The sequence below is a fragment of the Kaistella antarctica genome (assembly GCF_900109615.1).
GTDB classification, from domain to species: domain Bacteria; phylum Bacteroidota; class Bacteroidia; order Flavobacteriales; family Weeksellaceae; genus Kaistella; species Kaistella antarctica.
The window spans coordinates 487,555-501,150 of sequence record NZ_FOIX01000004.1; the positions used below are offsets into that span (position 1 = coordinate 487,555).

10 protein-coding genes and 4 tRNA genes are annotated in these 13,596 nt (G+C 34.8%); 1 reads left to right on the forward strand and 13 read right to left on the reverse strand.

Annotated features, from left to right (window positions below):
* Positions 1–132 precede the first annotated feature (132 nt).
* The 7 genes from BMX49_RS13815 to rpsU form a co-directional block, all read right to left on the reverse strand.
* Positions 133–204: transfer RNA gene (locus BMX49_RS13815), tRNA-Thr, on the reverse strand.
* A 50-nt stretch (positions 205–254) separates the two neighbouring features.
* Positions 255–327: transfer RNA gene (locus BMX49_RS13820), tRNA-Gly, on the reverse strand.
* 85 nt (positions 328–412) lie between these two features.
* Positions 413–495 (reverse strand) — tRNA-Tyr (locus tag BMX49_RS13825).
* Positions 496–514: 19 nt separating this feature from the next.
* Positions 515–588, reverse strand: a tRNA-Thr gene (locus BMX49_RS13830).
* Positions 589–688: 100 nt separating this feature from the next.
* Positions 689–979, reverse strand: coding sequence for an HPF/RaiA family ribosome-associated protein (locus BMX49_RS13835; protein ID WP_034719149.1), 291 nt, complete (start codon positions 977–979; stop codon positions 689–691).
* A complete protein-coding gene (locus BMX49_RS13840) occupies positions 969–1,865 on the reverse strand; it encodes a tyrosine-type recombinase/integrase (RefSeq protein ID WP_034719147.1) in 897 nt (298 codons plus the stop codon). Before BMX49_RS13840 ends, BMX49_RS13835 begins: the two co-directional genes overlap by 11 nt.
* 82 nt (positions 1,866–1,947) lie before the next feature.
* Positions 1,948–2,145, reverse strand: a complete 198-nt coding sequence (gene rpsU, locus BMX49_RS13845) for a 30S ribosomal protein S21 (RefSeq protein WP_034719145.1) — start codon at positions 2,143–2,145, stop codon at positions 1,948–1,950.
* Between the two features lie 90 nt (positions 2,146–2,235).
* Between rpsU and BMX49_RS13850 the strand changes: the two genes are divergently transcribed.
* On the forward strand, positions 2,236–5,391 hold the full coding sequence (locus BMX49_RS13850) for a UvrD-helicase domain-containing protein (protein WP_034719142.1): 3,156 nt from the start codon (positions 2,236–2,238) through the stop codon (positions 5,389–5,391).
* 66 nt (positions 5,392–5,457) lie between these two features.
* Here BMX49_RS13850 and BMX49_RS13855 read toward each other — a convergent pair whose 3' ends face one another.
* The 6 genes from BMX49_RS13855 to folE all read right to left on the reverse strand — a co-directional run bounded on the left by BMX49_RS13855 (position 5,458) and on the right by folE (position 13,392).
* Positions 5,458–5,967, reverse strand: a complete 510-nt coding sequence (locus BMX49_RS13855) for a ferritin (protein ID WP_034719140.1) — start codon at positions 5,965–5,967, stop codon at positions 5,458–5,460.
* A gap of 126 nt (positions 5,968–6,093) precedes the next feature.
* The gene (locus tag BMX49_RS13860) at positions 6,094–6,477 is read right to left on the reverse strand and encodes a DUF4890 domain-containing protein (protein ID WP_074726747.1); all 384 of its coding nucleotides are present in this window, start codon (positions 6,475–6,477) and stop codon (positions 6,094–6,096) included.
* A 206-nt stretch (positions 6,478–6,683) separates the two neighbouring features.
* A complete protein-coding gene (locus BMX49_RS13865; RefSeq protein ID WP_074726744.1) occupies positions 6,684–7,655 on the reverse strand; it encodes a hypothetical protein in 972 nt (323 codons plus the stop codon).
* Between the two features lie 242 nt (positions 7,656–7,897).
* Positions 7,898–10,555 (reverse strand): 4-alpha-glucanotransferase, encoded by a 2,658-nt coding sequence (locus BMX49_RS13870; RefSeq protein WP_081864359.1) that lies wholly within the window; start codon positions 10,553–10,555, stop codon positions 7,898–7,900.
* A 235-nt stretch (positions 10,556–10,790) separates the two neighbouring features.
* Positions 10,791–12,257, reverse strand: a complete 1,467-nt coding sequence (gene cysS / locus BMX49_RS13875) for a cysteine--tRNA ligase (protein ID WP_034719135.1) — start codon at positions 12,255–12,257, stop codon at positions 10,791–10,793.
* A 469-nt stretch (positions 12,258–12,726) separates the two neighbouring features.
* On the reverse strand, positions 12,727–13,392 hold the full coding sequence (folE, locus tag BMX49_RS13885) for a GTP cyclohydrolase I FolE (protein ID WP_034719129.1): 666 nt from the start codon (positions 13,390–13,392) through the stop codon (positions 12,727–12,729).
* Positions 13,393–13,596 lie beyond the last annotated feature (204 nt).

Here is a 13,596-nt window from a genome sequence, read left to right on the forward strand (position 1 = left end):
AAACTAAAAATTGAAGAAAAGGAATGGAGAATAAATCTAAAACTGCTTATTCGTAAATTATCCATTCTCGCAAAATTTACAGAGCTGCTCTTAAATAAAAAAAATCTCTCTTAATAAGAGAGATTAAATTAGAGCCAACTATGAGATTTGAACTCACGACCTCTTCCTTACCAAGGAAGCACTCTACCCCTGAGCTAAGTCGGCAAGACTTTAAAAAAAAATCACAAGCCGATGTGTTGGTTGTGATTTTTTAGAGCGGAAGACGAGGGTCGAACTCGCGACATTCAGCTTGGAAGGCTGACGCTCTACCAACTGAGCTACTTCCGCATTTTTGTTTCCAAAAATTGTTGGTAAACGATTTGCAAACTTAAATTAAATTTACAATTATACAAAACCTTTTAAAGAAAAAATGTGGGGAGAGTAGGATTCGAACCTACGAAGTCGTAAGACAGCAGAGTTACAGTCTGATCCATTTGGCCACTCTGGAACCTCCCCAATTTTTATTTTTTCTAAGAGCCTCCAGAGGGACTCGAACCCACGACCTGCTGATTACAAATCAGCTGCTCTAGCCAGCTGAGCTACGGAGGCAAAGATTTTAAAGAACTACTTATCTGTTTTTGCGAGTGCAAATATAGCGTAGTTTTTTTGAATCCTACAAATATTTATTGAACTTTTTCAATAATTTTTTTTAAGCAAGTTCTTTCTTCTTGATTAACAGTTTTTTAGCGGCATCAGCACACAGGTCAATACTCTCTTCAAAAGAGGCAGAAGTCTTTTTTACAACGATATCATCACCTGGAACCTCCAACTTGATCTCTGCGGTCTTATTATCTTTTCCTCCACCGTTTTCTACTTTTAGAAAAACTTGGCAACCATGGATCTTATCATAAAAAGTTTCTAACTTATTCAATTTCTTTTCCAAATACTCTTCAAGTGGTGCATGTGGAGTTAAACCAATTGACTGAACTTTAATTTTCATAATCTAAATTTTTTTTCGCTCTAGGATGAGCATTGTTAAACACTTTCTTTAGTTGTTCAATATTCGCCGTGGTGTAAACTTGTGTGGATGCCAACGACGAATGACCCATTAATTTCTTCACTTTAGAAATTTCAGCCCCATTTTCTAAAACATGCGTTGCAAAACTATGTCTTAAAATATGAGGGCTTCTTTTGGTCTTTGAAGTGACAAGACCAAGGTAGGAATTTACCGCAGAGTAGACAAATTTATCATTTAGTTTTTTACCCTTTTCACTAAGGAAGAAGTACATCTCACTAAGTTCTAGCGCGTTTCTTTTTGTCAGATAGTAAGAAAATTTTTCAAGTAGTTTATCTGAAATAGGAATAATCCGGGATTTGTTTCCTTTACCAATTACCTTAATTTCTTTTTTGCTGAAATCTACATTATTCAATAAAAGATTGGTAAGTTCCGCTTTCCGCATTCCTGTTTGATATAAGGTCTCGATAATCAGTTCTTTGAGGAAATTTCCGTTTTTCGGCTTTCCGCCCATAGATTGCAACTCGTCCATCTCTTCTTTAGAAAAAGGAATTTGTTTCTCAGCGTAGAATTTAAGGGATTGTATGTTTTCCAAAGGCGAGACTTGAACGGAATCAACCTTTAATAAAAAGAGGAAAAAACTTCGCAGGGACGATAGCTTGCGATTAATGCTGCGTTTAGAAATTTGCGACTCACTTAGGTCAACCATAAAATTTCTAATAATTTTTTTATCGACTATCGCGAAATCCTGATGCGATTCTGTTTTCAACAGAAAGGTGGAGAAATCGGATAAATCTTTACGGTAACTCGTCACAGTGTGTGGCGAATAGCGTTTTTCTACTTCAATATATTCTAAAAATCTTTCTATCATGTCGTTATATACAACAAAAAATCACTTTCCAAATATAAGTATTTGAAAAGTGATTTAGGTATGTTCTTAAAGAAAACTTACTTTAAGATTGCTCTTCGATGCTCAAGTTTCTTTGTTTGTAGGCGGCTTTTGTATTCGCTGCTCTCTTCACAACTGAAGGCTTATTGAATTGTTGACGACTTCTTAGAGCTCTAATAGTTCCAGTTTTATCAAACTTTCTTTTGTACTTTTTTAATGCTCTGTCGATGGATTCACCATCTTTTACGGGGATTATTAACATAATTTACATCTCATTTTGGATTGCAAAAGTAAGATTTATTTCTGAATTAACAAATTAATTTCCTATTTTTAAACTCAATAAAATAAAAACATGCAACCCGACTATAAAGTAATCAATGCTTCTGCTGGCTCTGGAAAAACTTATGCGCTGGTTCAGAATCTGTTAGCTATTTGTTTAAAGTATCCTTCCCAAGCTGATAAAATCAGAACTATTTTGGCGCTCACCTTTACCAACAAAGCCGCTAATGAGATGAAGCACCGGATTATAGACTGGCTGAAAAAGTTTTCACTGGAGACCTATGAGACCAATAATGATCTTATAAATATTCAAGAAAAGCTAAAAAATGAAGGCTTCAATATTCCGTTAAAAGATTTACATGAGCGTTCTAAGAAAATGCTGGATTATGTTCTCCACCACTACTCTACTTTAAATATCGGGACCATAGATAAGTTTAACGCGAAATTAGTCCGAAGTTTTGCCCAGGAATTAGGTCTTGCCCAAAACTTTAATTTAGAAATTAATCCTGAACCTTTTCTTATTGAAGCTGTCGATAAAATGCTGGAAGACATTGGTGAAGATAATATAATCTCTGAAGCCTTCATGGATTTTGTGAATTATACTTTAGATAATAATGATCGTATCGACCTTAACAAGACCCTTTATTATTCGGCAAAGGAATATGTTCAGGACAAACATTATTTTCAATTAAACACCAATAAAGATTTCGACTGGGAAGTTTATGAACGGACCAAAAAGACGCTGCGAAAAAGCATCAAAGATCTGCGGGAAGATTCCATTAAAACTGCAGAAGAAGTAATGAACTTATTGCAGGAAAAAGATTTAGAAGTGGGAGATTTCTTTAGCGGAGCTAATGGAATTGGTGGTTTCTTTGAAAAATTTCTAAAGACAAAACTTCCTAAACTATACTTAACTCAAGATGAGGAAGATAAAAGAGACGAAAAAAATTGTAAAGGTTGTTCGTCAAAAGCGAAGCATAAACAGTCGGAGATTTTAGAGATTTTGGATTATCTGCGAGACCATCGCAAAAGAATAATCACTAATCACGTTGAGGCCGAAAAGAAAGAAAAAATTCTCAATGCACTTTTACCTTTAAAGGTAAATAAAGACATTCAGGATAAACTGGCGGAAATTGAACAGGAAAACGATTTGGTCTTACTGTCAAAATTCAATATCATGATTCACGAGAATCTTCGGGAGGAGCCAACTGCTTTCATTTATGAAAAGATCGGAACCAAATTCTCGCATTATTTCTTTGATGAATTTCAAGATACTTCTTTATTGCAATGGCAAAATTTTTTACCGTTGAGAGATCACGCCATTTCCCAGGAACATATGAGTTTTACTTTGGTTGGTGATCCTAAACAAAGCATCTATCGTTTTCGCGGTGGCAATTCTCAATTGATGCTGGATATCATTAATCATAAGGGACAATCTTCAATTCCTGCTAAAGTAGAAAATCTCGGAAATAACTATCGGAGTGCGAAAAATATCGTTGATTTCAACAATCAGTTGTATGAATATATGTCGCAATTTACGGAGGAAGAACATCAGGAAATTTTCGGAAAAGGCTCTCATCAGACGGCAAAATCAGAAATGGAAGGTCGGGTTCGAATTAATCTAATTGAAAATGCCAGCAAGAAAAGTTTGTACTATGAAAACGCTTCCACTAAAATGCGTGACGACATTGAAAGTTGTTTAGCAAACGGATTTCGCTTTTCGGATATTACCATTCTTTGTCGTGGCAACTTTGATATTTTTACTTTTTCTCAGTTGTTAGGGAATTTAAAAGTCAATTACAGAGGGGAAGAAGTTTACATCAAAACGATTTCTGAATCTGGTTTAACCTTGAACTTATCGCTGACATTATTAGCCCTGACAGAGTTTTTGAAGTGGGAAGAAAACCCTAAAAACTTACAGTTTCCAGTTAAAATGCTTTACTATTTAAAGGTCTTAGGACGAATAGAAATGGAAGATTTCAGCAATGAAATTATGGAACTGCTGACTTTGAAGACAAAATCAGAAATAGAAGTTTCCATTGCAGAAAAGTATGGACTTCAGCTGCAATCCAAAGATTTACTTCAACTAAACCTTTATAATTTTATAGAACATTTCTTACACGAGTTTGCAGTAAAAGATAAAGAAACCGATTTTCTCTTTAATTATCTAGAAATGATTTATGCCTATTCTCAAAATGCTGGTTCTACTTTAAAAGAATTTTTAAAATATTGGGCTGAAGAAGCCAATAAGAAAACCATCCAGGCTTCTGAAAACGTTGATGCGATACAGATTATGACGATTCACAAATCAAAAGGGTTAGAGTTTCCAGTGGTTCTTTTGCCCATGAAAAACGCGGCCGGTTCTAAGAAAAGCAGTTATTGGTTTGGTACAAATACGGAGGAACAGCTTAATTCTGTGAATGTCAATTTTTTCGATACGAGTTTAGAAATTTATGATCCAGAAATTGCAGGCTTTAATTCTGAGAATTCTTACCAAGAAAAAATCGATCAATTCTGTTTGCAATATGTGGCGACGACCAGAGCCGCAGAGCAGCTTTTCTTCTATATTGAAATGCCTAATAAAACAAGCAACCATTTAGAAATCTATGATTATTTAGAACCTAAAATTCCACGTGATGAAACGGGAGAACCGAATTTATCTTTTGATTTATATGAAGTCACCGCATACGATTTGAAGAAAAAGAGTAAAATTAAAAGCACAGAATTCACGACAAAAGCTATTTATCTAACCTCTGAAAAAGATAAATATCCCAACGCGATTAAAATTGCAACGCCGACGAAAAGCTATCAAAATCGGGTAGAAAAAGTGAGAATGGGAATTTTTACCCACGAAATATTAGCTAGAATTAATACGGCAAAAGATGTAGAAAAAGTTTTAGAAAGTTATCTTTTGGAAGGAACCATTACCAACGATGAGCAACTTCAAATCAGCGATCGCATATTTGATATCATTAATAATGAAAATTATTCGAAGTATTTCACAGAAAATCAAGTCGTTATCAATGAAAAAGACATTATGATTTCCGAAAACGGAACCTCATCAATCTATCGTCCAGACCGATTAATCGAAACTGAAGATGGAATTATCATCATCGATTTTAAAACAGGTGATGAGCAGGAAAAGCATCAACGTCAACTCGATGAATACCAATCGGTTTTAGAAAAGCTTGGTAAAAAAGTGATAGAATCTCAGATCGTTTATGTTTAAAAAAAACCTGTATCATTGCGGAGACAGGTTTTTTTAGAGCAGAATGTATTTATTTACTCCTAAAATTTAATTCGCCGCTAACGGAACTAAAACCCGCTGTGCCAATTCCTGATCGAAAAGATAGAGAGCAGATGGATTTTCGGAAACCATTTTAATTTTGGTGAGTAATTGCGAGGCATTCGCTTCTTCCTCGACCTGTTCGTTGACAAACCATTGCAAAAATGAAACGGTCGCAAAATCACCTTCATCATTAGAGTTTTTAAGAATATTGAAAATACCTCTTGTTACTAATTTTTCGTGTGCTAAGGCTTTTTCGAATATATCGATCGCATTTGCAAATTCATGTGGCGGTTGCTCTATAGCACCCATTCTGATATCTGCACCTACATCGTTTAAAAAATCAAACATTTTATCGGCATGCATTAATTCTTCTTTGCTTTGAATGCGGAAGTAATTAGCAATTCCATCTAAATCTCTAGCAGAAAACCAAGCTGACATTGATAAATAATATTGTGCTGCAAATTGTTCATCTGTTATTTGGCTATTGAGCAAACCTGCTATTTTCGTACTAATCATATTTTTATTGTCTTTAAAACAAATATAATTAAAATTAGGACATAAAAAAGCGGAACTTACATTCCGCTTAACATTAAAAAAATAAAATTATGAACTGATTATGTCGTTTTTTTCATCTGCATCATTTTAACCTTTCATTACTGGTTGTCTCTTCTGCATTTTTTGCTGCATATTTTTTTTCCAATTTTGGTACTGCTCAGGAGTTAAGATTTGTTTCATTTCAACATCGTGTTGGGTGCGTTTGGCCTGCATCATTTCCATTCTCGCTTTTCTTTCGGCTTGTATTTGAGGGGCGTTTTGTTGTCTTTCCGACATTCTTTTATCTTGCAAAGCTTTGATCTTAATGACTTGCGCGTCAGTTAGATTTAAATCCATCTTCATCTGCTTCATATGATCAGCTTGTCTCTGCTCCATTTTCGCGGGATCCATTTTCTGCATTCTTTGATTTTGTTGCGCCATTGCAAAAGTTCCTAATGTTAAGAACGCTGCACCTAAAACTAATTTTTTCATTGCGTAATATTTTATATGGTTAATGATCATCTGCCTATTTGATACTTATCCCGCTTGATAGTTAAAACCCTCAGTCATAAAGTTTTGTTAAATCAAATTCTTCTAAGCGTCGATTATTAAAGGGAAAACTGTTTTGCTCTAATCAAAAAAAGAGCAGTCTTTTTTATAAAACTGCTCTCCATCATTATTAACATTAAAATCTAAAATTATCGGGTGGTAAAACTTTGACCCGAGTTTCTTGAACTAGAACTTGGCGTTCTGGATTCAGTGTTTTGTCTTGTGCTATTTCTCGGCGCACTTTCTACTTTTCTGGCAGGTGCCGTGGTACGCAAACTCTCATTTCTACTTCCTGTATCATTTCTAAAACCTCCATTAACTGTGGGAGCTTGCGACTGAGTTCTTATACTGTTGTTTCTAGTATTGCTACTTTCAGTTCTCATCGTATTACTTCTTTGACTGTCATTACTGGATCTGATAGAATTACTTCTTGAGGTATTGTCTGTTTTCAGACCGTCATTCCTAAATCCATTGTCACGAGATCCATTGTTATTTACAGTTTGTCCAGTTCGTTGCGTTTCATTGAAACCTATATTCTGTCTCGGATTCGTCTGGTGATACTGAACTTTATTTACTCTATAAACATTAATATTCGTCTGTCTATATCGAGGGATTACGTAGATATTTCTCGCATAATGATTTCTATTATAATTTTGATAGTAAATCACTGGATTATATCCGTTGTAATAATTATTTTGAAATACAATAAATAAGTTTGGTCCTAAAATCCTTTGCATCGCATAAAATCGGTCGTAATACCATCTGTCCGGATTATATCGGTAAGCCGAGTTCCAGGCAGAGTAAGAAGAGAAACTGTCATTCAACATCATGATTTGCTGCACTTGCCATGGAGACAATCGGTGTGAGGCAAAAAAACGATTCCAATTTACATCGTAAATACTTTGGCGATAATCATCGTAATAACCTCTGTATAAATCGTTGCTGTAGTAATCAGAAGGATATTCGTAGTAGTAATCATCTGGAAAGTAAAACTGATCATCAGCATCTCCATAATAATTTCCATTTCCGTAGTTATTATTATTTTGAGAATAATCTGGATAATTTTGGGCGGAGACCAATGCCATTAAAAACACTGAGAAACCAAGTAGTATTTTTTTCATTATAATTTTCTTTGTTTGGTTAATTATTTAACTATTATCGAAATAACGTGCCAAATTTTTAACTGAACTCGCAAATAGATGAGATATTTTCATTCATTTCTGGCGAGGACTATTCTTTTGATAGTTAAAACAAAAAGAAGTTAAAACCTAAGTCTTAACTTCTTATTTACTCCACTGATTATCAGTATCTAAAATTTTTTATTAATTTCTTTAAATCTAGTAAAAGTTTTTAAAAATTATTTTCAAATTCTATTTGAATCCGAAACCCAATGTGCGATTTTCTGATTAAATTCTTCATGGTTTAATAATTCCTCCACATTTAAATGCATCCTATATCTCCAATAATGTGGAAATTCTGCTGGATTATTAATTCTTTCGTCATCCATATTTGGATTGGTTAATTCTCTATCGGTCGCTAAAAATTCCTGGATTGGAAAAATCGCCAACATAGCATCATTATAAAGGTGTTGCTTCATAATCATTTCTGCCAACTGCGGTTCTAAATCCCATGGCGCCGTTCCAGACTGACCAAGCTGCTGCTGAAAATAGCGATAACTCACATCACGATCTTCGTGCCACCACTGTCGCAGGGTAGAGCTGTCGTGCGAACTCGCAGTAACGACATTCATATAACCGGCGTGTTTCGGATCATACCAGGCAATATTATCCGATGGCATTCTTTGAACTTTCAAGGCCGTAATTCCTAAACGATCCATGACTTGTGGAACAGATTCTGGAACCAAGCCTAAATCTTCACCACAAATTAGCATATCCGTAGCATTTAAAATTACCGGAAGTTTTTCCATAGCTTTTTGATACCACAAACCATCTTGTCTTTTGAAGAAATAATCAACATACAATTCTGACAATTTTCTTTTCTCATCCTCATTCAAATACCTGTAAGAATCTGTCTTTTCAATATTAAATCTTGGGTGATAAACTGAATCCTCCCCAGCTACTTCCTCTTCCAGGAAAAGAACATTTGCCGCCAATGATATCAACTTATCTTCTGCCCAACCTTGCGGATTGGCTTTAAAATAATCGGCTAATTTTCTTTGAGTATCAAACTCTTCTTTAAAAGAATACGTCCCATCAAAATGATTATTCATAAATTGATTATGAATTGTATCTCTTTCTTCCCCGAAATAATCCCACAGGATTTGATCATTAATAAAAGGTTTGCAATATCGATCGTTATCAAAATAAATTCCTCTCGCTTCAAACTCTTCTAATCTTACTGGAATCGCTGGATAAAAATAACCAAGAATTCCCTGCGTCGAACTCATCGGCATTCTCCAAATTCTAAAGAAACCAAGAATGTGATCAATCCGCATGGCATCGAAATATTGCTCCAACGCTTTGAAACGGTTTTTCCACCAACGGTAACCATCTTCTTTCATGGCTTCCCAGTTATAAGTCGGGAATTCCCAATTCTGACCTAAATCGGTGAACTGATCTGGTGGTGCTCCTGCTTGAAAATCCATTCCAAATAATTCAGGTTCTGTCCAGGCTTCTACCGAATACCTATAAATTCCAATTGGCAAATCTCCTTTCACCGAAATTCCTAAATCGTGCGTATAATCAATCGCGTCTTTTAATTGTAAATGAAGTTGATATTGAACCCAAGCATGAAGCATGGACATTTCATAATCTTTACTTTTCGCCGTAAAGAACGGAGCAATCTTTCCGGCAATATATTTTTTATGCGTTTTCCAATCATTAAAGTTGGGCGTTTTGTACTTATCTCTCAACACACAAAACGCTGAATAGGGAAGCAACCATTCTTCATTTTCTTTAATAAATTTTTTAAAGTTTCGATTCTTTAAAATTTGATCTTTATTGGTTTCAAAAATTGCTTTAATGTATTTCCATTTTCCGGCAATCATTTTTTCGTAATCAATCAAACTTAAATCATTCAACTCGGCTTTTTCAGTATTGAATTCTTCAAGAAAATCTTTTGATAACGAATATTCCAGTTTTTCAATCGATAAATATTGCGGGTGAAGTGCATAAACCGAAATCGCAGCGTAAGGATAGGAATCCGTCCAGGTATAATTGGCCGTTGTATCGTTAATAGGAAGAATCTGCAAAACCGAAAGGTTTGTTTTCGCTGCCCAATCAGCTAGATTTTTCAAGTCAGGAAATTCACCAACACCAAAACCATTTTCTGTTCTTAACGCAAAAACAGGAACAGCAACTCCGGCGGCGTGATACATTTCGAAAGATTTGAATTTGAAAAAGTGATCCGCTTTTATTTGAAGTACATTTTTCTCAGCATTTGGAAGCGCCCAGCGATTATCACCATACTCAACATCGAAAACTTCTCCAGAATCAATCTTCATCAATCCATATTTGTACTGAATCATCTGATTGTTTGGAAGTTCAACGGCAGCCTCCCAAATTCCAAAATCAGTTTGAGACATGGGAACGGTATTTAAATATTGCCAGTTCCCCAAAGCCCCACAATTTCCTAAAACAACCATCTTCCAGTTCGGATTATAGATAGGAGCTTCTAATCTGAAAAGATGCGTGTGTTTTTTCAAGACGGAAACTTTCTCCGGTTTGAAACCGCGAAGTTTGTTTTTTAAAATTTTATTATTGAGATAATTTTCCGGGAAATTTTTGGCATTCCAGAAATCGTGGATGACAAATTCATCGTAGTTGTGTGGGAAATTTAGTTGATGCAAAGAAAACTCTTCATCAAGAATAAACCCTTGCTCATTCACCAGCTGATATTTGTAAGAAATTGATTTCGAGAAATAATCAACTTCTGCAATCCAGTTTCCGTTATCGGTATATTTTAAGGCATGAACTTTTTCAACAGTTCCGTCTTCAAAAACGCAAACTTGCACATTCTCACCGACTTTCGTCCGGAAATTAATATTAAGATATAGTTTCATAATAGTTATTCTTTAATGATTGCAATTTAAGGAATTTTCGCTGGATTCAGGTAAGGAACTGGATAGTTTATCTTTTGCCATAATGAGCTTATAGCTATCAGATCAATCACTTACGTCACCAACCCACAAACATGCGATAAATCATTAGATATAAGGGAAATGTGTTTCTACAAAGTAAAAACCTTCCGAATAATCGAAAGGTTAACTGTTTAAATTATGTTAGTAATAAAATTCACTACGAAATTGAGTAACTCGTTCCTTCTCTGCCATCTTTCAGCTCAATTCCTTCGGCGAGCAGACGATCGCGAATTTGGTCAGAAAGTTCAAAGTTTTTGGATTGGCGGGCTTGGTTTCTTAAGTCGATTAAGACCTGTAAAGTCTGGTCTAATTTCTCATTATTATTTTCTTCAATGTCTTGTAAACCCAGAACATCAAAAACGAAGTCATTAAGCAAGACTTTTAAATCCTTTAAATCATTTTCAGTAATGGTTTCTTTATTATCCTTTAATTTAAAGATAAAATTCACTGCCTCAAAAAGATGAGCGATTAGAATGGGAGAATTGAAATCATCAGTTAAAGCAGAATAGCACTTTTCTTTCCACGTCCCAACATCAAAACTTGAAACATCAGAATTTGGAAAATCATTATTAAATAATATTTTCATGGCTTCCATCAAACGCTGGAATCCTTTTTCACTAGCAACCATGGCGTCATTAGATATATCTAAAACGCTTCTGTAATGCGCCTGCATAAAATTGAAACGCACAATCGTGGGATGAAAAGCTTTTTCAAAAAAGTCATTACTTCCAGAAACGAGTTCCATCGGTAGAATATAATTTCCAGTGGATTTACTCATTCGCTGCCCGTTCATGGTGAGCATATTGGCGTGCATCCAGTAATTGACGGGAGCGACACCGTTACATGCTTTTCCCTGGGCAACTTCACATTCGTGATGCGGAAATTTCAAATCCATGCCACCACCGTGAATATCGAATCGTTCGCCTAAATATTTGGTAGACATGGCGGTACATTCTAAATGCCACCCTGGAAAACCTTCGCCCCACGGAGAATTCCAACGCATAATATGGGCCGGAGAAGCAGATTTCCAAAGCGCGAAATCAGGCGCATTTTTCTTTTCACTTTGACCATCTAAATCTCTGGTATTGGCAAAAAGTTCGTCAATATTCCGGCGGGAAAGTTCACCATAATTTAAACCACGGCTATTATATTCTAAAACATCAAAATAAACCGATCCATTACTTTCATATGCAAAACCTTTGTCAATTAATTTTTGAGTTAATTCAATCTGTTCTAAGATATGACCGGTGGCGGTTGGTTCAATGGTTGGAGGAAGCAAATTAAATACTTCTAAAACTTTATGAAAATCGACGGTATATTTCTGAACGATTTCCATCGGCTCCAATTTCTCCAAACGGGATTGTTTAACGAAACGATCATTGTTTACATCACCATCATCAGTTAAATGTCCGGCGTCAGTAATATTCCGAACGTAGCGAACTTTGTAACCCAAGTGAACTAAAGAGCGGTAAATAAAATCAAAAGACATGAAGGTTCGAACATTACCCAAATGCACATTGCTGTAAACGGTTGGTCCACAAACGTACATTCCAATGCTGTTGTCATGAATTGGGGTGAATATTTCTTTTTCGCCCGAGAGCGAATTGTATATCTTAAGTTTCATTTAATTGATGATTAATAGATGATTAATAATTGTAAACAATTGCAGTTCTCATATTAAATTTTATGATTTTTTTTTTTGAAATAAATATCATAACTGAAAAAGAGAATAATTCCACTTAAAAGTAAGTTTTCAACAATTGTTTTATTTTGCCAGAAATAAATTAGAAATGAGATTAATAAAATAGGAAAAATAAATTTAAATTTTTCCAAATAAGTCCGAATGGAATAAAAGAAAGACCTTATTTTAATCGGTATTAATTGACTAATTTCATTTAATAAGAATATAAATGTTCCTGCTAAGAAAAATATAATTATTATTAAAATTAATAAAGAGCCTAAAAATTTAGATACCTTAACTAATTCTGTGAAATTTAGAACTACAATTATAGTAATAATCAGAAACAAAAGTACTTTCAAATATTTATTATAAAATAGTATCATAAAATCTTTCCGATTCATAAGACTTTATTTTATTCCAAACTAGAGCGACTTCCTACATAATGTAAGAATTCTTGTCGCGTAATTGGATTGGTTCTGAAAAGGCCGCTAAGTTCGGCTGTCGTGGTGGAACTCGCAGTGTCTTTTATCCCGCGACAATTGACGCAAAGATGTTTTGCTTCGATGATGCAGGCAACATCATTCGTCCCGAGTGCGCCTTTTAAAGCTTCTACAATTTGCATCGTTAAACGCTCTTGAACTTGTGGGCGTTTTGCGTAATAATCAACTACTCTGTTGATTTTCGAAAGTCCAATTACTTCACCGTTTGAAATGTAGGCGACATGCGCTCTACCAATAATTGGCAGAAAGTGATGTTCGCAAAATGAGTAAACAGTAATGTCTTTTTCCACCAACATCTGGCGGTATTTATATTTGTTTGAAAAGGTTGAAATTCGTGGTGTATTTTCTGGGAGTAATCCGCCGAAAATTTCATTTACGTACATTTTAGCCACACGCTTTGGTGAATCTTTAAGCGAATCATCAGTCATATCCATCCCCAAAGTTTCCATGATTTCGTGAAAATGTTTCTGGATAATTTCTATTTTTTCTGCGGGAGATTTTTCAAAAGCATCGGGTCGCAAAGGAGTATGTTCCTTCCCAGTGAATACATCGTCATCGTTATCTAAATTTTCATTCATAGGTTTAATATATAAAACAAAATTAAGGATTTAATTTTTGTTTTCGTGAGGTTGTAAAAATCTTAAATTGGAAATTGTTAAATATCCAATATTGGATAATTCTATTTTAAAGCAAAGTCACAAAACAAAATAGCTTAATAAAAATACGGTTGTGACAACACTCCACTAGCAAAGAATACTTTAATGTAAAAACACTGTAAACAT